This window comes from Aciduricibacillus chroicocephali (assembly GCF_030762805.1).
Classification (GTDB): Bacteria; Bacillota; Bacilli; order Bacillales; family Amphibacillaceae; genus Aciduricibacillus; species Aciduricibacillus chroicocephali.
This window is the reverse complement of sequence record NZ_CP129113.1, coordinates 483,263-505,000: the sequence shown is the minus strand read 5'-3', so window position 1 is coordinate 505,000 and position 21,738 is coordinate 483,263. Positions and strand designations below refer to the sequence as shown.

General features: G+C 43.7%; 21 protein-coding genes, 10 tRNA genes and 1 rRNA gene (1 of these 32 running past the window's edge). 3 read left to right on the top strand and 29 right to left on the bottom strand.

What is annotated here, in order from left to right:
* The 12 genes from QR721_RS02710 to QR721_RS02655 all read right to left on the bottom strand — a co-directional run.
* Positions 1-787: ribosomal RNA gene (locus QR721_RS02710) — 16S ribosomal RNA — on the bottom strand (it extends 776 nt beyond the left edge of the window).
* A 183-nt stretch (positions 788-970) separates the two neighbouring features.
* Positions 971-1,044: transfer RNA gene (locus QR721_RS02705), tRNA-Ile, on the bottom strand.
* A gap of 14 nt (positions 1,045-1,058) precedes the next feature.
* Positions 1,059-1,132: transfer RNA gene (locus QR721_RS02700), tRNA-Gly, on the bottom strand.
* Between the two features lie 16 nt (positions 1,133-1,148).
* Positions 1,149-1,222, bottom strand: a tRNA-Pro gene (locus QR721_RS02695).
* Between the two features lie 8 nt (positions 1,223-1,230).
* A tRNA-Arg gene (locus QR721_RS02690) sits at positions 1,231-1,304 on the bottom strand.
* 25 nt (positions 1,305-1,329) lie between these two features.
* Positions 1,330-1,413 (bottom strand) — tRNA-Leu (locus QR721_RS02685).
* A 45-nt stretch (positions 1,414-1,458) separates the two neighbouring features.
* Positions 1,459-1,533 (bottom strand) — tRNA-Gln (locus tag QR721_RS02680).
* Between the two features lie 6 nt (positions 1,534-1,539).
* Positions 1,540-1,616 (bottom strand) — tRNA-Asp (locus QR721_RS02675).
* Between the two features lie 26 nt (positions 1,617-1,642).
* Positions 1,643-1,714: transfer RNA gene (locus QR721_RS02670), tRNA-Glu, on the bottom strand.
* A 9-nt stretch (positions 1,715-1,723) separates the two neighbouring features.
* Positions 1,724-1,814: transfer RNA gene (locus QR721_RS02665), tRNA-Ser, on the bottom strand.
* Positions 1,815-1,817: 3 nt separating this feature from the next.
* Positions 1,818-1,892, bottom strand: a tRNA-Asn gene (locus QR721_RS02660).
* A 336-nt stretch (positions 1,893-2,228) separates the two neighbouring features.
* The gene (locus tag QR721_RS02655) at positions 2,229-2,696 is read right to left on the bottom strand and encodes a SprT family protein (protein WP_348028930.1); all 468 of its coding nucleotides are present in this window, start codon (positions 2,694-2,696) and stop codon (positions 2,229-2,231) included.
* Between the two features lie 169 nt (positions 2,697-2,865).
* On the opposite strand from QR721_RS02655, the gene QR721_RS02650 reads away from it, so the two are divergent.
* Positions 2,866-4,350: a catalase gene (locus QR721_RS02650; protein WP_348028928.1), complete on the top strand. Its 1,485-nt coding sequence runs from the start codon at positions 2,866-2,868 to the stop codon at positions 4,348-4,350.
* Positions 4,351-4,475: 125 nt separating this feature from the next.
* Here QR721_RS02650 and QR721_RS02645 read toward each other — a convergent pair whose 3' ends face one another.
* The 15 genes from QR721_RS02645 to acpS all read right to left on the bottom strand — a co-directional run bounded on the left by QR721_RS02645 (position 4,476) and on the right by acpS (position 17,210).
* Entirely contained in the window at positions 4,476-6,653 is a 2,178-nt protein-coding gene (locus QR721_RS02645; RefSeq protein WP_431189511.1) for a Tex family protein, read from the bottom strand.
* A 108-nt stretch (positions 6,654-6,761) separates the two neighbouring features.
* Positions 6,762-7,346, bottom strand: coding sequence for a SpoIIE family protein phosphatase (locus tag QR721_RS02640; RefSeq protein WP_348029768.1), 585 nt, complete (start codon positions 7,344-7,346; stop codon positions 6,762-6,764).
* A gap of 5 nt (positions 7,347-7,351) precedes the next feature.
* Positions 7,352-8,143: an RNA polymerase sigma factor SigB gene (sigB, locus tag QR721_RS02635; RefSeq protein WP_348028926.1), complete on the bottom strand. Its 792-nt coding sequence runs from the start codon at positions 8,141-8,143 to the stop codon at positions 7,352-7,354.
* Positions 8,115-8,588 carry an anti-sigma B factor RsbW gene (rsbW, locus tag QR721_RS02630; RefSeq protein ID WP_348028924.1) on the bottom strand — a complete coding sequence of 158 codons (474 nt, stop codon included), beginning with the start codon at positions 8,586-8,588 and terminating at the stop codon, positions 8,115-8,117. The genes sigB and rsbW overlap by 29 nt, the downstream gene beginning before the upstream one ends.
* On the bottom strand, positions 8,588-8,920 hold the full coding sequence (locus tag QR721_RS02625) for an STAS domain-containing protein (RefSeq protein ID WP_348028922.1): 333 nt from the start codon (positions 8,918-8,920) through the stop codon (positions 8,588-8,590). Before QR721_RS02625 ends, rsbW begins: the two co-directional genes overlap by 1 nt.
* 112 nt (positions 8,921-9,032) lie before the next feature.
* Positions 9,033-10,046 (bottom strand): PP2C family protein-serine/threonine phosphatase, encoded by a 1,014-nt coding sequence (locus tag QR721_RS02620; RefSeq protein ID WP_348028920.1) that lies wholly within the window; start codon positions 10,044-10,046, stop codon positions 9,033-9,035.
* Between the two features lie 116 nt (positions 10,047-10,162).
* Positions 10,163-10,564: an anti-sigma regulatory factor gene (locus QR721_RS02615; protein WP_348028918.1), complete on the bottom strand. Its 402-nt coding sequence runs from the start codon at positions 10,562-10,564 to the stop codon at positions 10,163-10,165.
* A 3-nt stretch (positions 10,565-10,567) separates the two neighbouring features.
* Positions 10,568-10,924, bottom strand: a complete 357-nt coding sequence (locus QR721_RS02610) for an STAS domain-containing protein (protein ID WP_348028916.1) — start codon at positions 10,922-10,924, stop codon at positions 10,568-10,570.
* 5 nt (positions 10,925-10,929) lie between these two features.
* Positions 10,930-11,796 carry an STAS domain-containing protein gene (locus QR721_RS02605; protein ID WP_348028914.1) on the bottom strand — a complete coding sequence of 289 codons (867 nt, stop codon included), beginning with the start codon at positions 11,794-11,796 and terminating at the stop codon, positions 10,930-10,932.
* 275 nt (positions 11,797-12,071) lie between these two features.
* The gene (locus QR721_RS02600) at positions 12,072-12,434 is read right to left on the bottom strand and encodes a type II toxin-antitoxin system PemK/MazF family toxin (RefSeq protein WP_348028912.1); all 363 of its coding nucleotides are present in this window, start codon (positions 12,432-12,434) and stop codon (positions 12,072-12,074) included.
* A gap of 4 nt (positions 12,435-12,438) precedes the next feature.
* Complete coding sequence (locus tag QR721_RS02595; protein ID WP_348028910.1) at positions 12,439-12,723, bottom strand: CopG family ribbon-helix-helix protein; 285 nt, start codon at positions 12,721-12,723, stop codon at positions 12,439-12,441.
* A 165-nt stretch (positions 12,724-12,888) separates the two neighbouring features.
* A complete protein-coding gene (gene alr / locus QR721_RS02590) occupies positions 12,889-14,016 on the bottom strand; it encodes an alanine racemase (RefSeq protein ID WP_348028908.1) in 1,128 nt (375 codons plus the stop codon).
* Positions 14,017-14,158: 142 nt separating this feature from the next.
* Entirely contained in the window at positions 14,159-15,172 is a 1,014-nt protein-coding gene (locus QR721_RS02585) for a LolA family protein (protein ID WP_348028903.1), read from the bottom strand.
* 116 nt (positions 15,173-15,288) lie between these two features.
* Positions 15,289-16,785 carry an NAD(P)H-hydrate dehydratase gene (locus QR721_RS02580; protein ID WP_348028901.1) on the bottom strand — a complete coding sequence of 499 codons (1,497 nt, stop codon included), beginning with the start codon at positions 16,783-16,785 and terminating at the stop codon, positions 15,289-15,291.
* A 62-nt stretch (positions 16,786-16,847) separates the two neighbouring features.
* Entirely contained in the window at positions 16,848-17,210 is a 363-nt protein-coding gene (gene acpS / locus QR721_RS02575) for a holo-ACP synthase (RefSeq protein WP_348028899.1), read from the bottom strand.
* Positions 17,211-17,354: 144 nt separating this feature from the next.
* Here acpS and QR721_RS02570 point away from each other — a divergent pair, with 144 nt between their 5' ends.
* A complete protein-coding gene (locus tag QR721_RS02570; RefSeq protein ID WP_348028897.1) occupies positions 17,355-18,113 on the top strand; it encodes a rhomboid family intramembrane serine protease in 759 nt (252 codons plus the stop codon).
* A 60-nt stretch (positions 18,114-18,173) separates the two neighbouring features.
* On the opposite strand, the gene cshA is transcribed toward QR721_RS02570, so the two are convergent.
* A complete protein-coding gene (gene cshA, locus QR721_RS02565) occupies positions 18,174-19,655 on the bottom strand; it encodes a degradosome RNA helicase CshA (protein WP_348028895.1) in 1,482 nt (493 codons plus the stop codon).
* Between the two features lie 444 nt (positions 19,656-20,099).
* On the opposite strand from cshA, the gene QR721_RS02560 reads away from it, so the two are divergent.
* Positions 20,100-21,002: a DMT family transporter gene (locus QR721_RS02560; RefSeq protein WP_348028893.1), complete on the top strand. Its 903-nt coding sequence runs from the start codon at positions 20,100-20,102 to the stop codon at positions 21,000-21,002.
* Positions 21,003-21,048: 46 nt separating this feature from the next.
* On the opposite strand, the gene QR721_RS02555 is transcribed toward QR721_RS02560, so the two are convergent.
* Entirely contained in the window at positions 21,049-21,738 is a 690-nt protein-coding gene (locus QR721_RS02555; RefSeq protein WP_348028891.1) for an alpha/beta hydrolase, read from the bottom strand.

Sequence of the window (21,738 nt, the reverse complement as noted above, 5' to 3'; positions counted from 1 at the left end):
TTCGCGCCTCAGCGTCAGTTACAGACCAGAGAGTCGCCTTCGCCACTGGTGTTCCTCCACATCTCTACGCATTTCACCGCTACACGTGGAATTCCACTCTCCTCTTCTGCACTCAAGTCCTCCAGTTTCCAATGACCGCTTACGGTTGAGCCGCAAGATTTCACATCAGACTTAAAGGACCGCCTGCGCGCGCTTTACGCCCAATAATTCCGGACAACGCTTGCCACCTACGTATTACCGCGGCTGCTGGCACGTAGTTAGCCGTGGCTTTCTGGTAAGGTACCGTCAAGGTACGATCAGTTACTATCGTACTTGTTCTTCCCTTACAACAGAGTTTTACGATCCGAAAACCTTCATCACTCACGCGGCGTTGCTCCGTCAGACTTTCGTCCATTGCGGAAGATTCCCTACTGCTGCCTCCCGTAGGAGTCTGGGCCGTGTCTCAGTCCCAGTGTGGCCGATCACCCTCTCAGGTCGGCTACGCATCGTTGCCTTGGTGAGCCGTTACCTCACCAACTAGCTAATGCGCCGCGGGCCCATCTGCAGGTGACAGCCGAAACCGTCTTTCATCTTTCCTCCATGAAGAAGAAAGTATTATCCGGTATTAGCTCCGGTTTCCCGGAGTTATCCCGATCCTGCAGGCAGGTTGCCCACGTGTTACTCACCCGTCCGCCGCTCGTTCCACAGGCATCACCCCGAAGGGATCTGCCTGCTTCCCGCGCTCGACTTGCATGTATTAGGCACGCCGCCAGCGTTCGTCCTGAGCCAAGATCAAACTCTCCAAAAAAGTTTGTTTCACATCATCCGAAGATGATGTCTTAGCTAGTAAAACTTAAACGGTTATACCGTTTCTTACTGACATAAATGGTTGTTTGTTCAGTTTTCAAAGAACGAATACGTTGCTTTAGCGACTTTAAAAGTGTATTACTTTGTACAACTATTGTCAACATCTTTTTTCAAGAGGTTGAGATGGGCCTGAGTGGACTCGAACCACCGACCTCACGCTTATCAGGCGTGCGCTCTAACCAGCTGAGCTACAGGCCCCTTGAAATTAATTATGGAGCGGGTGAAGGGAATCGAACCCTCGACATCAGCTTGGAAGGCTGAGGTTTTACCACTAAACTACACCCGCGGAAGCCTTTCGGCAGTCGGGAAGACAGGATTTGAACCTGCGACCCCATGGTCCCAAACCATGTGCTCTACCAAGCTGAGCTACTTCCCGCAATAAAGCGCGCCCGAGAGGAGTCGAACCCCTAACCTTCTGATCCGTAGTCAGACGCTCTATCCAATTGAGCTACGGGCGCATCTTTTTTCTCATTTAATTAGCGATGCGGCCGAGAGGACTTGAACCTCCACGGTGTTGCCACCACTAGGCCCTCAACCTAGCGCGTCTGCCGATTCCGCCACGGCCGCATATTATTGAAGATTACCTTCAATTCAATTAAATTTTTTGAAAAATGGCTGGGCTACTAGGATTCGAACCTAGGAATGACGGGACCAAAACCCGTTGCCTTACCGCTTGGCTATAGCCCAATAAAATGGCGGTCCGGACGGGACTCGAACCCGCGACCTCCTGCGTGACAGGCAGGCATTCTAACCAACTGAACTACCGGACCGTATGAACTTTAAAGTAAGATAAAAGTGACCCGTACGGGATTCGAACCCGTGTTACCGCCGTGAAAGGGCGGTGTCTTAACCGCTTGACCAACGGGCCATTATATAATGGCGGAGAAGGAGGGATTTGAACCCTCGCGCCGCTTACGCGACCTACACCCTTAGCAGGGGCGCCTCTTCAGCCTCTTGAGTACTTCCCCGAATGGCTCCACAGGTAGGATTCGAACCTACGACCGATCGGTTAACAGCCGATTGCTCTACCACTGAGCTACTGTGGAATGTTTTTAATTTGTTGTCATCAGCAACGTTATTAACTATACAGCATTCAAAACTTAATGTCAATAACTTTTTCAACTTTTTTGCATCTGTCAAAGCTGTTTGCCTCAGCGACAATAAATAATTTATCATACAAGCATAAAGTAAGTCAACAACTTTTCGAAATAAATCTTCGAAACCTTATTTTTGATCAATCTCTTCCTATAATATATAGAGAATGTCGACTCAATTTGGATATGGTATAGTCTCATACTTGGAACCCTTCAGCTTATAAAGGCTTGGGTTGAAGTTAATTGTTAATACCCTGCCAGGAACTCCTCCACTATTTCCAATGGATATTAAGAGTCCCTCAGATCTTTTATCAATTCTAGTTTCCCTCGGCATCTCCCACAAGAAAATCTATTGATATCTACTCTTCGCTTCCTCTTATATTCCATGTTGCACTTTGTACAAAGGTATATATATGTTTTCCTTGATTGAGAAGGCAGCGGGTTGCAAAATCTCGGTGAACCCGTTGCCTTCAACAACTCTTTAAAAGACTTGTCGGCATGTCCAAATTTTTTTCCTTCTATATGTAGATGATAATGACACAACTCGTGTTTAATAATTCCTATGAATTCCTCTCGGTCAGCTTCAATAAGATACTTTGGGTTCAATTCTATAAGTCTCCTGGCCGGAATGTATCTCCCTCCTGTTGTTCTTAAACGAGAATTGAAACAGACACTATCTATATAAGGCTTAAAGAAATATTTCAAAGAAATCTTGTTCACTAGTTCATGAAGTTCAGTTTCACTCAGAATTTCCATTTATAGTCCCTCTATCTCAAAAAATATATTGAATAATTTTACCATACCCACATCCTTTTCCCCAATTCATAATTTAAAATAATTATAAATAAGCCATTGCAATTTTCTAATAATGTATTATACTGATAGTCACACGGTAAAAATTCTATCTAGGAGAGGTGTTTTATACGTGAGTAACGAAAGAAATTTCACTTTGGCCAATGGTGCCCCAGTAACAAACAACACTGATTCCATGACAGCAGGTCCACGTGGCCCTATGCTTTTGCAAGATCTCTGGTTCATGGAGAAGCTTGCACATTTCGACAGAGAAGTAATCCCTGAGCGTCGTATGCACGCTAAAGGTTCAGGAGCTTACGGTACATTCACTGTCACTCATGACATTACTAAATATACAAAAGCAAAACTATTCTCTGAAATTGGTAAGAAAACTGATATCTTCCTTCGTTTCTCCACAGTAGCTGGCGAACGTGGAGCAGCAGATGCTGAGCGCGATATCCGCGGTTTCGCATTGCGTTTCTACACTGAGGAAGGTAACTGGGATGTCGTTGGTAACAACACACCTGTATTCTTCTTCCGCGATCCACTATTGTTCCCAGACTTGAACCACGTTGTTAAGCGTAACCCACGCACAAACATGCGTGATGCAAACGCTAACTGGGATTTCTGGACTCAGCTTCCTGAAGCTTTGCACCAGGTAACAATCGTTATGTCTGACCGTGGTCTTCCTAAGACTTACCGTCACATGCACGGTTTCGGAAGCCATACATTCAGCATGATCAATTCTGACAACGAACGCGTATGGGTTAAATACCACTTCCGTTCCCAGCAAGGTATCGAAAACCTTACTGATGCTGATGCAGCTGAAGTAGTAGGCGCAGATCGCGAGAGCCATCAGCGTGACCTTTACGATAATATCGAAAACGGCAACTTCCCTAAATGGAAGATGTACATTCAGGTAATGACTGAAGAAGAAGCGAACAACATGCCTTACAACCCGTTCGATCTTACTAAAGTTTGGTACAAAGATCAGTTCCCACTTATCGAAGTTGGTGAATTCGAATTGAACCGCAACCCTGAAAACTACTTTGCTGAAGTTGAGCAGGCTGCTTTCACACCTGCAAACCTTGTTCCAGGTGTAAGTTTCTCTCCTGACAAGATGCTTCAAGGCCGTTTGTTCGCTTATGGCGATGCTGCACGTTACCGTCTTGGTGTTAACCATCACCAAATCCCGGTTAACCAGCCTAAATGCCCTTACCATGTATTCCACCGCGATGGTGCAATGCGTGTTGACGGCAACAACGGAAGCCAGCTTGGATACTCTCCAAACAGCTACGGCAACTGGCAGACAACTCCTCAGCACGAGGAACCAAAACAGGAATTGTTCGGCGATGCTGGTCGTTGGAACGCTCGCGAAGACGACGATCTTTACTTCGAACAGCCTGGTAAATTGTTCCGCCTCATGAGCGATGAACAGAAACAAGTATTGTTCGAAAACACTGGTCGCGCTATGGCTGGTGTGGACAAGCACATTATGCAGCGTCACGTATTGCACTGCCACCAGGCAGATCCAGCATACGGTGAAGGTGTTGCAAAAGCACTTGGTATTGATTTGACTGAAGCAATCCAAGAAGCTCCTGCAACTGCTACTTACTAATACATGATGACAACAGATCCAGCATTTAGCTGGATCTGTTTTTTTATACTCTTATTTGTTATATCCCTTTTAAATATAAATAAACCACTTCCGTCTCCATGGAAGTGGTTTATTTATTTTCCCAACTATGCTTCTACTTTCTGTCCTAACATCGATAACGCGATTCTACCCCTTTTTATATCACAATCCTCAACCCAGACTGTGACAATGTCTCCTACTGAGACAACATCAAGAGGATGCTTTACATACTTATTTGTAAGTTTCGATATATGTACAAGCCCATCTTGTTTCACACCGATATCGACAAATACACCAAAGTCAACGACATTACGGACAGTTCCTTGCAGTTCCATCCCTTTTTGTAAATCTTCCAATGATAAAACATTTGTTTTAAGCAGCGGTTGCGGATAATCTTCACGAGGGTCACGTTCAGGTCTGCTTAACGCTGAAATCATGTCATTCAATGTTGGAATACCAATGTCCAACTTCTCAGCCATTTCATTAACATTAATACTTTGCAGCTGTTCACGAAGATTTGCCGTCCCTATATCTTTTAAATCACAGTCTACATAGGATAAAAGCTTTTCAGCCTGCTTATATGTCTCTGGGTGGATTGGCGTACGATCAAGTGGATTGTCTCCATCTATAATTCTTAGGAAACCAATACTCTGTTCATACGTTTTTGCACCGAGTCGAGGTACATCCTTAAGTTCACTACGCTTTCTCAGCTTTCCGAGTTCTTCTCTTCTCATAATAATATTTTTTGCGACTGTTTTGCTTAGTCCTGATACATATTGCAGTAAAGAAACAGAAGCGGTGTTTACGTTAACACCAACCTGATTTACAGCTGTTTCAACAACAAACCCTAGTGATTCGTTAAGATATTTTTGACTCACATCATGTTGATATTGGCCAACTCCAATTGATTTCGGGTCAATTTTTACAAGTTCGGCAAGCGGATCCTGTACACGTCTTGCAATAGAAACCGCACTCCGTTCTTCGGTTTGCAAATCCGGGAATTCTTCACGTGCTAGAGCAGAGGCTGAGTATACACTTGCTCCTGCCTCATTTACAATGATATATGGGATGTTCAGTTCATTACGCTGAATCACTTCTACTATAAACTGTTCTGTTTCCCGTGAAGCCGTTCCATTACCAATAGCAATCAGTTCAATGTCGTACTTTTTCACATAGTTCAGTACTGCCTGTTCAGCTCCCTTTATGTCATTACGCGGAGCAGTTGGGTACATGACGCTAATATCAAGCATTTTTCCTGTTTCATCTATTACAGCGAGCTTGCAGCCAGTACGAAATGCAGGATCCACCCCAAGTATCTTTCTCTCCTTAAGCGGTGGTTGAAGCAGAAGGCTGTTCAAGTTCTTTGAGAAAACCTCAATTGCCTGCTGTTCTGCCTTTTCCGTCAAAGTATGGCGTATTTCTCGCTCGACCGATGGCTGTAAAAGACGCTTAAAACTATCCTCTATAGCCTGTTCAAGTATTTCACGTACCTTCCCACTTGTATGCCTTTTGATTGCTTTACGAGCAAGCTTTTCAATGAGCCTTTCAGTAGGCGGCTCAATACTTACTTTCAGGATACCTTCCTTTTCCCCACGATTTACAGCGAGGACACGATGAGATGCCATAGAACGAACAGCTTCACTGTAATCATAATACATTTGAAAAACTTGCTTTTCATCTTTCTCTTCGTCTTTTGCTTTCGTCATGATAACGCCTTGTTTGAACGTTTCTTCACGGCAAAGTTCTCTATATTCAGCATGGTCAGCAATCCATTCCGCAATAATGTCATTGACACCTGCAAGAACTTCTTCAATTGTCGGCAATTCTTTCTCTTCAGAGATGTAATCTCTCGCTTCCTCCAATAAATTCAGTTCCGCTTTTTGTCCCCATAGACGCTCTGCAAACGGTTCGAGTCCTTTTTCTTTAGCGATAGTCGCTCTCGTTCTTCGTTTCTGTTTGTAAGGCCTATATAAGTCTTCAACACGCTGCAGCTGTTCTGCTGATGTGATGTCCTTTTTTAGTTCTGCCGTTAGTTTGCCCTGCTCTTCAATAAGCCGGATGACTTCTTCCTTGCGTTCCGATAGATTGACAGCATACATCCATTTATCCTGGATGAGCTTGATTTGGACTTCATCCAACCCGCCGGTCATTTCTTTACGATAACGGGCGATAAACGGAACTGTATTTCCTTCATCTAGAAGATTGATTACTTTTTCCGCGATCTTATCAGACACGCCAGCCTCTTTTGCTGTCCATGTAAGTACTTTTTCATTAATATCGGGCACTATTTCTTCCTCCTCTTTGCTCTAATTAATATTCTATCAAAAGACTCTCTTTCCTGCCTAAAACAAAAAACTAGACAGAACGCTTATCCAAAATTGGTTGCGGTCTGTCTAGTCATCGTCCTCATAGCGTATAGCTATAAGTGTTGTATCATCGGTTTTAATTTCACTGCTCAGATGTGAATATAATGTAATTAGATCCTGGACATCGGTCGTTACCATATAGTCCTTAGATAATTCCCTCTCGGAAACTCCATCTGAGAAAAGGAGAAAATTCATTTCCGGTTCAAGCTTCTTCTCTTCAAACTTGAACGTTCGCTGGTAGCCAGCCAAGTAACCGGCATTGCTGATATGGCGTATTTTGCGATGTTCTGCGTTAATTGCGACAAGGCCTATATTCCCTACGGATAGAAAAGAAAAAATGCCATTCGTATAATCAAGCTTCAGCACACCGATGACTACTCCTCTTTTACCAGCGAGCGCCAAATTGATATCCCGGAGGATCTTTTCTGGAGGATCATTGGCTGCATCCTTTATGACATTAATCGCCACTTGTGATGATTCTTTGGCCATCTCCCCACTGCCAAGTCCATCAGCAATAGCACAGATATAACCATCATCTGTTTCCTCAAAGAAATAGCTGTCACCACAAATATAATTGCCCTTTTTTGGTTTTTGGAAAACAGCTGTCTGCACTTTGCTCAATCCAGAACCTCCGAACTTTCCGACTGAATCGCTTCACGCAACTTTCTCAAGGAACGGCGTTGCAGTCTTGATACATGCATTTGCGATATCCCAAGTAAATCTCCAGTTTCTTTTTGGCTCATATTCTCAAAATATGTACATTGCAAAATCTTTTGCTCTCGCTCTGTAAGCACATGCATTATATTTTCGAGAATCATCTTCTGATCAATGTTTTCATAACCTTTGTCCTGATTGCCGATCAAATCAAGAATGGCCACAGTACTGCCATCTGAATCTGCTTCAATCTTGCGGTCAACAGACAATGCCTTATAGCTCTTGCTCATTTCCATCGTTTCAAGTATTTCCTCTTCGGAAACGTCAAGATAATCAGCTATTTCCTGAACGGATGGAGACTTTTGATTTTCAGTTGTCAACTCATCCACTGCTTTTTTAATTTTTGGGCCAAGTTCCTTAATGCGTCGCGGTACATGAACGCTCCAAGTTTTGTCCCGAATAAATCGTTTAATTTCTCCAATGATTGTAGGTATGGCGAATGACTCAAAAGATTTTCCATAGGAGGCATCGTATCGGCGGACTGCAGCAAGTAGCCCGATCATTCCGATTTGAACGAGATCCTCATGTATGCTTGAGTTCTTTGAATATTTTCTGGCAAGAGAGTCAACAAGGTCTTTATAGGCAAGGACTACTTTTTCTTGATATTCCTCATTCTTCGGATCTTCATGCAAGTATTCAATCCATTCATATACCTGATCTTTACCTTTATTGGGTCTTTGAGAATTGGTCATCAAACCCCACCTCAGACTCGTTCAAATACTTGGTCATCAAAACGATAACCCCGTAATTATTATTAATTTCGACCTTGTCCATCAAAGCATTAATCAAGAAGAGACCAAAACCACCCTCGCGCATCTTGTCTACAGATTCTGTTGCCTTATATGGCCCGATTGCACCCTTGATATTCTGAAGATCGAAGCTGCCGCCATGGTCTGCCACCATGATTTCGAGTCTGTCTTCATATACACCAAATCCGATAGTGAATTCTCCCGGATGATCTCCTTCATATGCGTGTTCCACCACATTCGTTACCGCTTCGGACATTGCAACTTTTAAATCTTCAATATCTTCGAAAGAAAAACCCATGCGGCTTGCAACCCCTGAGATACTAAGGCGTGCTACGCCAACATATTCGGCTTTCGCCGGGAACTTCATTTCAATAAAATCGAAATTTTCCATTATTCCTGTCCACCTCTTATCGCTGCATTAATATCCATAATTTCATCAAGTCCTGTAATACTGAAGAGTCTCAATACTCTATCTTGCATGTTCACAAGTCGCAAATGGCTGCCGTTCATATTCGATACTTTCAAAGCGTTGACAAATGTACCAATGCCTGTACTGTCCATATAACCAACATCTTCAAGGTCGACTTCTACTGTCACTCCCGGCTCTTCCAAAAGGCGAACCATTTGTTCCTTTAACTGTGGTGCAGTATAAATATCAATCTCACCGGAGAGATATACAGTTGTCAAATCAGTTTCTTTTTCAATATCTATTTGCAAATTCATAATTGTTCCTCCTATTCTCGATCTTGTTTTTCATCTATATTATGCAAGTATTTGTATGTACTGCAAGTTGACGATTTATTGCTACATCGTCTTATTCCCCGCCATACAAATACTAAACATCTTTACGTAAAATAATTAGAGTGAAATCATCCCTTAATTGGAAACTCTGCAAACGTTCAAAGTGTTTGAACACTTGATTGACTGTCTCCTGTGCTGGCAGATGCTTATATTTCCTAATTACATCAAGAACTTCATCTATCTCAAGGAAATGCTCACCTTGCCTGCATTCTGTGACACCGTCAGTGAGCAAAATTAGCATGTCCCCTTTATCCAGTTGCAATTCATACTGTTCATAGCTAACTTCTGGAGCAACCCCCAAAACAATTCCTTTAGTTTCCAATTCTCTAAATGAATCAGTCTTTGCATTGTAATAGAGACCTGGCTCATGGCCAGCTGAAGAGTAACAGAAAGAACTTCTTTTAGGTTCATAAAGGGCATAGCACATTGTAATAAACATACTCGGGTCTACGTTACGCTCTACAACCCTGTTCAGGTTGGCAAGAATATCTTTAGGTTTCATCATCGTCTCAGGGAAACTGTCAACAGCGTATTTGATCATGGACATACTCAGCGCTGCCGGCACACCCTTTCCAACCACATCCGCAACGGCAATCCCAAGTGATCCGTCCTTGCCTTTTATGAAATGGTGATAGTCACCATTCATTTGATGTGCAGGAACTGAGATAACGCCTATATCAAGCCCTTCTGCTTCTGGCTTCACTGTTGCAAGCAAAGTCTCCTGCATACTGGCCGCTACTGAAATCTCGGATTTCAGTGTAAGCTGTTCATCCCGTAACGCCTGGAATTCCTGATGAGCCAGCCCATAGCCAATCATCGTTTCCAGCAAAAACGACATGGAATCTTTGAATTCCTCAGGAATTTCAGGAAAGATCTCGTCCAGGGCCTGATTATGAAAGTTCACAATTTCTTCCGGAAGAATTTGATTTTTAATGAACTTCTTACTTACCTGTTCGGCTCTATACAGATATTTTTCGTCTTTTGTACGTATATAATTTTGCAGCAGGTTTTTATAAGCCTCAACTGCTTCAATTGCCGATTCATTCATGTCCTGGACACCCCCAAAGATTTAACTTACTTCCCTTATAAATGGAAAAGGTGCACACGCGGGACTGTCAGCATGCACACCTTTCGCTACATTATGTACTGCCTACACAATGCGTATTATCTAAGCCATTTAATTGCTGTAATAGAGGTGCCTTTACCTCTCTCTGATACTAGATCGAATTCATCCATAAGGCGTTTAACGCCTGGCAATCCTGCGCCAAGTCCTCCAGATGTTGAGTAGCCATCTTGCATCACTTTCCCAATATCTTCAATGCCTGGGCCTTGATCCACAGCCGTCAGCTTAATACCACATTTCCCCATATTCTCAATTGCTTCACAGCAGATTCGTCCTTGATCTGCGTATAGGTAGATATTGCGAGCCAGTTCGGAAATGGCTGTCGTCACTCTTGCCTGGTCGACAATGCCGAATCCGATTTCCTTCGTCATATCCCGGCCTAATTGGCGAGCTCCGACGATATCCAGCTCTTTCATAATATTGATGCAGGATTGGAGGGACATAGGTTATTCCCCCAATTCCTGTTGCAATTTAATAAGCCCCTGCTCCAGATCAAGTGCTGTCGGTACATTTCTCAAATGAATGCCCAAATCGATCAGTGTCATCGCAACAGCAGGCTGGATGCCTGTAAGGACAACCTTTGCTCCCATTAGATCGGACATAGTGACGACATCTCCAAGTACTTTGGCAATATAGGAGTCAATAATCTCAACTGAGGTCAGATCAATGACGACACCTGAGGATCCGCTTTTGTGAATTTTGTTCAACAAATCTTCCTGAAACTGAATCGCCGTGTTGTCGTCGATTTCTGTCTGGATGGAAACAAGCAAATAGTTGTGCAGTTTCAAAATTGGAATTCGCATCTCGTTCACTCCTTGCCTATGGAATCAATAATTTTTCCAATACTTTCTTCTGTTTCTTTGAGATCAGTGATTTTTCGGTCTGTAAGCTCAAGCGCAGCAAGGAAGCCTTTACGCAATGAACTCTTAGTTGAAAACTTGCCAAGATCAATACCGAGATTGACGATAGTCTGGGCAATTTCCGGACGAATGCCTACAAGAATGCAAGTTGAACCGATCAATCGCACTGCTTCTGCAGCCTGAATAATATGATGTGCCACCATCGTATCTACAACAGGCACACCTGTAATATCAATGAGCACCACTTCAGCATTGTGACGAATCACACCGTCAAGGAGATTCTCCATGATCAGCTTCGCCCGCTCCGTGTCTATCGTGCCAATTAGAGGCATAACAGTGATCTGATCGATGACTGGAATAAGTGGCGCTGAAAGCTCCTGAAGAGCGACTCTCTGTAACGATACAATATTCTCCCAGTTCCCTGTATAACTGTTTACAAGATGACGGATAATAGGTGTAACCCATTCATCAATCTCAGCTGCAATATTAGAATTCACCTTTGCATTCTGTGAAGTCTCCAAGCTAATGATGTAGTCAATTGAAACACGTCTGTAAGCGCTTAAGCCATCGGTTATATATCCGAGTGGCCACCCCAGATTAATGACTCTCTCGGAAAACTCTTCAAAGATACGAGTCGTTTTATCTCCGTTTATATTCGCAAAAATAACATTGGCAAATTCCCGGTTTGTCAGTTCATACAAATCTTCGGAAATGGCAGTATAATGATCCTCTCTATTTTGGCCCATCACATTAAGCCAGGTTTCGACAATCGAATCGCTGTGCTCAATTAGAACGTCTCTAATTCTCTGGTTCATAATTTCCTCCGTTACATTCCTGACATTAATATATATATTGTTGCATGACCTTAAGATAATTGCAAAATCAAAATCTCCATAAGTTGATTGTAGCATACAATGCATTAGCAACAAAAACATACACCAAAAAACAATTTAACTATACTTCATATATTTTCAATGACATTGTTTATTATTAATGAATATAATAGCCCGCTTCTTCATGTTTGTATGCATGTGCAACGGGTATAGAGGAGAAGAACGAAAAAGGAACCCCTGTACTCAACAGAAGTCCCTTAATGATTGTCATACATATCTTTCAGTCCAAGACTGATTTCCAGTGCACGTTCTATTTTCTTCATCATCTCGCCATCAAGCTTTGTAATACGATCTGTAAGTCTTTGCTTGTCAAGAGTACGGATCTGTTCAAGCAAAATAACGGAATCGCGATCAAAGCCGTAACGCTTGGCATCTATCTCCACATGTGTAGGGAGCTTCGCCTTCTGGATTTGGGCCGTAATCGCCGCCACAATGACAGTAGGGCTGAAACGGTTGCCAATGTCGTTTTGTAAAATCAGTACTGGACGCACGCCTCCCTGTTCCGATCCAACTACAGGGGACAGGTCAGCGAAATAAACTTCGCCTCGTTGGACAATCAAATCATTACACCCCGATCACGGCGCGCTCCGAAGTGTTTTCAGCTTCTTCTTCTGCTTGAAAAGCTTCTGAAGCAATTGTCAGATTGATACGAGCCATCTCCAGGTAGCCAAGTCGCATGGATTCGCGGAATTGCTGAATATGCTCGTCTCTTTTATGCTGCAAGTAGCTCTTAGCAGCCTGATAGATGAATTCACTTAGGTCACTGTTTTCTTGTCTCATCAATCCATCCACCTCGTTCAACAAGTTTTTTGGCAATTTGACTCGTACTTCCTGCAAGCCTTCTGACAAACCGAACACCTCCGCAATTCACACTTCATATGATATTACTTTAATTAAATGATCCGGTATCGAATTATTCCAAGTTCATAATATCATTGAATGGAGGCCATTGCAAAGGCTTCTTGGCTTTTTTAGCAAAATACCACTTTTTTTGTCGCGCTGACGCCTCTTTTTCTAAATATACAATCTTGGTACTCTGCTGCTGATGATACATGGAACCTCATAAACGATGGTTTCGAGGAGATCCGCCGTCTCCTGCATCGTAATCTCATCCTGCCCCTGTTTGCCGATTAAAGTCACCTTTTCACCGACTTGATATTCCCTATCAAGTTTGACCATGAACTGATCCATACAAATCCGGCCGACAATTGGCATTCTTTTTCCATTGATGAGTACTTCTGCACCTTGCAGCCTGCGGAGCCAGCCATCTGCATATCCGATTGGAACTGTACCGATCCATTCTTCGCCCTCAGCTTCATAAGTTCTTCCATAGCTTACTGCATCACCCTTGTTAATCTGTTTCACTTCAACAAGACGGCTGTGCAGTGAAAAAGCAGGTTTAAGCTCGATTGGCGCCTGTTCAGCAAGATAAGGAGATGGATACAGGCCATACATGGAGACTCCAAATCTTACATAATCCGCTGCATCATGAGGATAATGCATGGACGCGGCACTGTTGCTCGTATGCCAAGAAACGGTTGAAGGCCACACTTTTTTGATGATGTCCGCAAACTTGCGAAAATCATCAATCTGTCTCATATAATAATCGGTCTGCTCCTCATCCGCTGTGGCAAAGTGCGTATACACTCCTGATAAATATATGCGTCTGCAATCTGTTAATGCCTGCAAAAAAGCATTGAGATCTGTTTCATTTTTGATTCCTGTCCGATTCATTCCTGTATCGAGTTCGAGATGAATATCCAGTCGCGTATCACTCGCCTTATCCAAATAACGTTCAGCTTCCGCAATCCAGTCTATCTGGAAAACTGTCAATGCGATGTTATTCTCTGACGCTATAGGGGCAAACTCAGGCATGACCCTTCCAAGCACGAGAACCGGCACTTCAATACCTGCCTTGCGAAGCTGCATAGCTTCTTCCAATAGGGCAACAGCAATTGCTTCCGCTCCTGCCTCAATTGCCGCTTTCGCTACTTGAACCGCTCCGTGCCCATAGCCATTCGCCTTTACGACTGCCATGATTTTATTCTCTTCCTTTAATGTTTCCTTAATCTGGTGGATATTATACTTGATGCTTGCGAGATCGATTTCTGCCCAACTTGGTCTATATTGGCCGCTATTCAATGTTACTTCCTCCCCGATGCCTGATGCAGCGATTTTAACAGTTATCTTTTTCTATTAATTTTGAACGCTTGGAATTACACTGTCAAGTTAGGGCAAAAAAAAGCAGGCCCCGCTTATAGCGAAAGGCCGTCCTGATTGAAGCTTATTTAGAGTTTGTACCGTGCACAGATTTTGCAACATTGATGAGTTCTTCTTTTGTCAATGCATCACTGGCTAGTTTGTAGTCGACGCCTCCCTGACTCCATTCAATCGTACTGCCATTAAGAGCGGCCAGCGTATGGCCCAGATTGACAATATCGCCTTTGAGTTCCTTCGGTTCTGTCATTGCAGATACAGCTCCGGCGTTCTCCTGGACAAGCGTGAATTCTTTATCGCCACTGTATGTCAAAATGACACGTTTGCCATTTTCTAGTTCAATTTCTTTCTTCTCAGAAAGAGCCGCCCCTGAAGTCTCTACAGGGTAGGCGACTGAGAGTGTTTTCACTTCAGCTGAAGCCGTCTTGGCAGATGAACCGCTTTTCTTCTGCTGATCGAGTGCAAAGTCTTCAGCTTTAAAGCTAGGATCCAGCTTGAATTCACTGAAGCTGACTTCCACTAGTGCCTTTTTGTCTTTGTCCAGAACACGGACAAGTTCAGGAGTGAAGTTCTTCTTGTTAAAGCGAATTTCCTGATAAGGCAAGTTGCTGTTGCTCTGATAATTGGTTTTTGTTATAAAAATATAGTGTTTTTCAGTCGTCTTGAATTCCGCGTCCTTGTCCTTTTTCACATCTTGGACAAGTGACTGGTACAGGTATGGCTGACTGCTTGATTCAGGCCAGTCAGACTGGAACTTGAAGCTTTTGTTAAGAGCAGGTGTGACGACAAAAACACCATCTGCGTTTTTCAAGATAATCTGATTGCCTTTTTCGTCATCTACATTAGCAAGCGAAACTCGGTAATGTTCTTTTTCTTTATACCATACGTCTAAATCATATTTCTGCGGGGATTCTCCAGTATTCATCTTCATTTCGGCTTTGGATTTATATCCCTTCAGACCAGACACTTGACTGTCCAGCTTCTTGACGACATCTTCCTTAGATTTCTCGCCGCAACCAGCAAGAAAAAGTACGAGCATACCTAACAAAATAGCAAATGAAAGCATATGTTTTTTTCTCATCACAAATCCCCTCTTCCTCATTTTCAGGAATGAATTGTGCTGCAATTATCCAATTCACTGCATGATCCATTTCCAAAATCCGGACAAAGGGAACTTAGAATCGTCTGGGAAAACCGCTACAGGAGCTTTCGATAAACCGCTCCGATGCCTTTCACGACATCGGTCGCAAGCAGGTCATGCTCGGAATGTGCAGATTCAACTTGAATATCTGCAGAGAGTCCATGGATATGGCAAGCGCAACGCAGAGCTTCAAACGGATCGTCCTGTTGCATTGCAAGAGCAAGTACAATGCCTGTCAGTACATCGCCTGTGCCCCCTTTAGCAAGTCCAGCATTGCCTGTATTATTTACAGACTGTCTGCCATCTGGCGCTGTAACGATTGTATGCTTACCTTTTAAGAGGACATAGGAACCGGTCTGTTCGGCAAATCTTGCACTGTATGAAAAGGGATTTGCGAGAAGTTCACCAATCTCGATATCAAGCAGTCTTGCCATTTCTCCAGGATGAGGAGTCAGCAAAGTTGCTCTGCCTTTTCGCACACCGGCATGGAGCATTTCCTTGGCATGTTGAAGTGCATCTGCGTCAATGACAAGCGGACATTCAGCACCGCGGAACAGATTGTTTACAAGTTCACCAGCCGTTTTATCCTGTCCCATCCCAGGCCCCATTGCAATGCCATCAAAGTCAGACAGATCCATTTCAGGGATTCCAGCGCGATCTTTATACATCGCTTCAAGGCAATTCGCTGCGATGGACGGAATAGCAGCTTTTTCTGTTGCAACAGTACATAAACCTGCTCCTGTCCTGAGTGCCGCCATGACAGTCATCGTTACAGAACCTGGCATGAACTCGCTGCCTCCAACAATTAGCCCTTTGCCGTATGTGCCTTTATGCGCAAAAGGATTGCGCTTCTGTAAAGTCTTCCTTACATCAGCTATTGTTGTCAGTTTGCGATTCACACGACTTTCAAAAGAGATTCGGGGCAATCCGATATCAAGCAACTGCCATTCTCCAAAATACGGAGCTGTTTTCGGGAGAAAGGCACTTAGCTTAGCTGCTCCAAGCATATATGTCTGGTCAGCCTGTACAGCATCTTTGCCAGTCGCTCCTTCTGATGCTTCAATCCCGGACGGTATATCTACCGAAATGACTGTTGCACAAGATTCATTTATCGAATTGATGAAGCCTTTGTATGGTTCACGTACATCCCCTCGGGTACCAATGCCTAGGATTGCATCAATAATGATGTCTGCCTTTCGCATCTTCGCCTTAAAATCCCCTTGAGTCGTCGCATACTCGACATGCCCGCCAACTTTCTCGAAGATCTGCTTATTAAGAAGCGCATCCCCTTTTATTTTGGCATCGGGAACTGTCTGAACCGCTATAGCTTGATATCCCTTTTCCAACAATACTCGGGCAATGACCCAACCATCTCCACCATTATTCCCGGCTCCAATCGCTACCATGATCTGCTCTGGTCCCTTTAATTGAGGGACAATTTCACTAGCGATGCTCCTGCCAGCCGTTTCCATCAGTACTACCGATGGAATCCCGACTTCTCCAATTGCATGTCTTTCAATATCGTACATCTCCTGTGCGGTGACAATATACATGTCGTTCCCTCCTGACCGCATTAAAATATATGAGACAACCTTATTCAATATGCCCGTCCTTCCTAGACAGGTTCTTCGATAACGACTTGAGCAGCTGCATAGTGCTCTGTATGTGTGATAGAAACAAAGATACGTTCCCGTTCATAACCTGCTGCATAAATTTTTGGTGCTCCGAAATCTTCCGGAAGAATTTCGATATCTTGAAAACCGACTGCTTTGCCAATACCTGTCCCAGCTGCTTTTGCGAAAGCTTCTTTAGCCGCAAATCGCCCAGCAAGAAATTCCAGTCTGCGCTTCGGCTCCATTTCTCTGTAAAGCTGCAGTTCCTTAGCGGTCAGTACACGTTCTGCAAGCCGTTCGCTTTTCGAAATGCTTCGTTCAATTCTGGATATTTCTGTAAGGTCCATCCCGATTCCTTTGATCATTCTGTTATTTCTCCTTTCTGCCGTCGGTAAAAGATTGGTCATCAGACAACAAATTGATTATTATATATTGATAGTCCAAAATTCATCTTTTGATTTTCCATTTCCCTATATAATCGATTTTCAATTAAGATAGGAGCTTTGTCCATGTTCATACGAAATGAAAGAAGCATTAAGGAATTTGTCCGGCTGTATCCAGCTGTATCTGCGCTCGTTGGCATCTATCTTATATTATGGCTTATGAGTGTGCTCCACCTTCCAATTTATAACCAGATTTATTATTGGGGAGTTGGTCAGAACTTAGCAATTCATGAAGGTAATTACTGGCGCCTGTTCACCTCTACCTTCCTTCATGCCGGATTATCTCATGTCGCATTCAATAGCTTCTCACTTGTCCTATTCGGCCCAGCATTGGAGCGAATGATTGGTCGGACAAAATTCCTTCTTATCTATCTCGGAGCTGGCATTATTGGCAACCTCGGCAGCTATTTGCTTGCTCCTGAAGCGACTTTCCTGCATCTTGGTGCTTCCGGTGCAATTTATGGATTGTTCGGAGTTTATATTTATATGATCCTTTTCCGAAAGCAAATGATTGATCATGGCAGCGCTCAAATTGTTTGGGTATTTTTCATACTTGGTGTCGCCATGACATTTATACAGACTGGCATTCATATGCAAGCTCATCTTTTTGGTGCAATTGGCGGATTTGCCCTTTCGCCATTATTTCTACAACGAATTCGTCCGTTCTATCAGCACCGCCAGTCAAATCGTTATGGCGATGTAGTGGAAGTACAATATGCGGAAAAAGAACATAATGCATATAGACATGGTAAGCAGGATAATAACCGCATCCTATGGATTGTCATCGCAGTTTTGCTCGTCATTATTTTGTTCAGCTGGATGTAATTATGTACAAAAAAGCCCGGAACTGACTTAGTCAGCTTTCCGGGCTTTTTTACATTGGTATTAGTCGTTATTACGTCGGCTCTGGTATCCGCCTTTACGGTTGCGGGAACCTTGACCGCCACCACTGCGCTGGCCGTAGAAGCGTTTACCTCCACCACCACTATAGCCGCCTTGGCGTCCGCCGCCACTGCGTCTGCGGTCATTATTACGTGGACCTTTGACACTAATTGGCTGAATGGAAGAAATACGGACTGGAATATCTTTGCGCTCTTTTGTCAGCATCTTAAGTGCTGCAGAAAGAACTGTCAAAGAATCATGCTCTTCAAGCAATTCATTAGCAACTTCATGGTATGCAGTAAGATCCTGCTCAGCAATGATTCTTTCCAATTTAGAAATTGTCACTTGCTGTTGTCCTTTTTGTGCATCTTTGTTCGTTGGTGGAGCAAGACGCTTCATCTTGCTCTTCGTCACCTTTTCGATTAGACGAAGATGCGGGATTTCACGTGGTGTAACGAAGGAAATCGCTTCACCTGTACGTCCAGCACGGCCCGTACGTCCGATGCGGTGTACATAGCTTTCTGGATCCTGTGGAATATCAAAGTTGTATACATGTGTAACACCAGAGATATCAAGACCGCGTGCAGCAACGTCTGTCGCAACAAGTACATCCACACGGCCGCTTTTGAACTTGTTAAGAACGCTCATACGCTTGCCCTGTGTCAAGTCACCGTGGATACCTTCAGCACGGAAACCGCGTGCTTGCAATCCTTCAGTAATTTCATCAACACGTCGCTTCGTACGACTGAAGATAATTGCTAGATCTGGTGAATTAATATCAATGTGGTTCGTAAGCGTATCGAACTTGAACTTCTCAGGGATTTCAATGAAGGACTGGTCGATGTTCTCAACTGTAACTTCTTTCGCTTTTACTTTGACTTCTTTCGGGTTGTTCATCAAAGTAGTTGCAATTTCGCGAATTTCTTTAGGCATTGTTGCTGAGAAGAGCAAAGTTTGGCGCTCTTCAGGAATCGCCTTCAAGATATCACGGATATCATCAATGAAGCCCATGTTCAGCATTTCATCTGCTTCATCAAGGACTGCAAATTTAACATTGTCAGTACGAATCGTTTTACGACGCAAGTGATCGAGAAGTCGTCCAGGTGTGGCAACTACGATCTGTGGGCCGTCTTTTAGAGAACGAATCTGACGGTCCATGTTCGCACCGCCATAAACAGAAAGGGCACGTATACCTTTGAAGCGGCCAAGTCTGTTAAGCTCTTCTGCAACCTGAATTGCAAGTTCACGTGTAGGGGCAACAACAATTGCCTGGATTTTGCGGAAACCGGCCTCGAGTTTTTCAATCATCGGGATACCGAATGCTGCAGTCTTACCAGTACCTGTCTGTGCTTGTCCAATTACATCGTTACCTTCAAGTGCATAGGGAATTGTTTCCGTCTGGATTGGTGTTGCTTCTTCAAAGCCCATTTTTTCCAACGCTTGCATGACGGAATCCGAAATACCAAGTTCATTAAATTTAGCCAATGAATTTTCTACTCCTTTTTTATCTGAATCCTATGTTCAGATTTGTTCAATCAATATGGAGAAAGTTATCAGGATGATACTTTAAGAGGGAATATTATATGTTCAACATCAAGTCATGTACCGTCAAGTCCGGTCATGCTTACTGAAATCTGCCTGTGGGCACATGTTTAATCAGCCCAGTGAAACTTCCTCTGGACGATTTACTTTCGCTGTCATGTCTCTTAAAGCATGCCAGGGCTTCCTCCAACTCTCTGAAGGGTGCCTCAAAAAGAGATCCCGCATACAGTATGATAACTATAACATCATAACACAGTTGCAGTAGTTATTACCAGTAATGTGTATTTATTTGTCCCTGCACTTGTTCCTGCCGTGTATTATTTCTAATAGCATGGTAATATTGAGTTAAATGAGTACTGTATTTGTATGCTCTCATGGAGGTGTCCTATGCGTTTTCCGCCTTTTAATCCAAAGCTCGCTGTTGCAATTGGTGTAATAGCCGTTTCGTTCACAGCTGTTCTTGTAAAATTGGCGGATGGAGTCCCTGCATCTATTATTGCCAATTATCGTCTTTTATTTGCAGCCATTATTCTTCTCCCTTTCATTTTGATTGCAAAAAGGAATGAATGGAAGCGCCTTAATTTGGCCAGCTGGCTCCTGCTCGCCACAAGCAGCATCCTGCTCGCGCTCCATCTGACATTGTTTTATGAATCATTGCATCACACGACTGTTGCCAGTTCTGCCGTCCTCGTTGCGCTGCAGCCAATTGCCATTCTGCTGATGGGTGGGATTCTATCTCGCGAGAAATTTTCAGCAGGCGCGGGGATTAGTATGATTATCGCTTTTATTGGCATACTTATCATCCTTGTCGGCGACTATCGGCTCGGCGGCTCAGACTTCTACGGTGATTGTCTTGCACTCGGCAGCATGCTTTCGCTCGCTTTTTACTTTATGATTGGTCAAAAAGTCCGCATGTATCTCAGCCTGACATCGTATACATTTTACGTTTATGCAGGAGGAGCAGTTGTTTTGGCAGCGGCCAATATGGCAACAGGCACTGCATTTACCGGCTATCAGGGAGCGGACTGGCTTTCAATGATCACGCTTGCACTTCTGCCGACTTTCCTTGGTTATACGCTATTCAACTGGGCATTAAAGTGGCTGCAAGCTTCGTCTGTTCAGACGAGCCTTATATTCGAGCCCGCTGGATCTGTCATCCTGGCCTTCATTATTTTGCATGAACGAGTTCCAGGCACCCAGCTCTTGGGTGGAGCAATCATTCTGTTTGGTCTCTTCCTGTTCATAATGAGTACAGCACGCAAACCGAAAGTTACCATATCAAAAAAATAAGCCATACAGATATTCTCGGTTCTCCGGAATTTTCTGCATGGCTTATTCATTCTCTCTGGAGAAATTCAAGTACAATCCTGTTTACGGCCTCTCGTTCCTCTCCAAGACATATGAAATGACGTGAACGTTCGAACAGGATTGTTTCCTTCTCACTAGCACCGATCATCTTTTCAAGAAAATGAGCTGTCTTGTACGGTACAAGACCATCTCGCATTCCTTGCATAATAAGGACTGGAACTTTAATTTCAGCAAGACTTTTGCGACCATATTGAACAAGTTGCAGAAACTCCATATTGGCGCGCCATGTCAGCGCCTTAGTTTTTTTCAACAGCACATTGTAGTAGCGATCTTCTTTCAAACGGCCTTTCATATAGGCCCTGAAAAAACCAAACAAATCAGCAGTCAGTCGGCGCGGAGGAAGAAATTTTCCCGCTGCCGCAAGAAGTACAAGCTTCCCAATCTTATGACGAGCAGCGAGAATTGCAGCGATCAGCCCCCCCATCGAGAAACCGATAATGTGTACCGTCTGATGCCTTTCTTTAAGAGACTGAAGTGCTTTCTCGGCGGTATCTATCCATTCCTTACCATCCGCATACCGCAAATTTATTTCTTCTCCATGACCTGGCAGCACCGGCACGAGCAGCTCCCAATCTGTATTCTTTTGCAAATGAATAATTAGCGGTTCAAGCTCAGCAGGACTTCCGGTATATCCGTGAATCAGCAGGCAGCCCGGCAT

Excerpts from the sequence above, each read along its gene's own strand:
- QR721_RS02625 (WP_348028922.1), bottom strand. The coding sequence starts at position 8,920 with ATGAATTTGCAAATAGATATTGAAAAAGAAACTGATTTGACAACTGTA.
- acpS (WP_348028899.1), bottom strand. The coding sequence starts at position 17,210 with ATGATCAAAGGAATCGGGATGGACCTTACAGAAATATCCAGAATTGAA.
- QR721_RS02560 (WP_348028893.1), top strand. The coding sequence starts at position 20,100 with ATGCGTTTTCCGCCTTTTAATCCAAAGCTCGCTGTTGCAATTGGTGTA.
- QR721_RS02615 (WP_348028918.1), bottom strand. The coding sequence starts at position 10,564 with ATGTCCCTCCAATCCTGCATCAATATTATGAAAGAGCTGGATATCGTC.
- QR721_RS02570 (WP_348028897.1), top strand. The coding sequence starts at position 17,355 with ATGTTCATACGAAATGAAAGAAGCATTAAGGAATTTGTCCGGCTGTAT.
- QR721_RS02655 (WP_348028930.1), bottom strand. The coding sequence starts at position 2,696 with ATGGAAATTCTGAGTGAAACTGAACTTCATGAACTAGTGAACAAGATT.
- QR721_RS02610 (WP_348028916.1), bottom strand. The coding sequence starts at position 10,924 with ATGCGAATTCCAATTTTGAAACTGCACAACTATTTGCTTGTTTCCATC.
- QR721_RS02605 (WP_348028914.1), bottom strand. The coding sequence starts at position 11,796 with ATGAACCAGAGAATTAGAGACGTTCTAATTGAGCACAGCGATTCGATT.
- QR721_RS02580 (WP_348028901.1), bottom strand. The coding sequence starts at position 16,785 with ATGTATATTGTCACCGCACAGGAGATGTACGATATTGAAAGACATGCA.
- QR721_RS02620 (WP_348028920.1), bottom strand. The coding sequence starts at position 10,046 with ATGAATGAATCGGCAATTGAAGCAGTTGAGGCTTATAAAAACCTGCTG.
- rsbW (WP_348028924.1), bottom strand. The coding sequence starts at position 8,588 with ATGGAAAATTTCGATTTTATTGAAATGAAGTTCCCGGCGAAAGCCGAA.
- QR721_RS02555 (WP_348028891.1), bottom strand. The coding sequence starts at position 21,738 with ATGCCGGGCTGCCTGCTGATTCACGGATATACCGGAAGTCCTGCTGAG.
- QR721_RS02585 (WP_348028903.1), bottom strand. The coding sequence starts at position 15,172 with ATGAGAAAAAAACATATGCTTTCATTTGCTATTTTGTTAGGTATGCTC.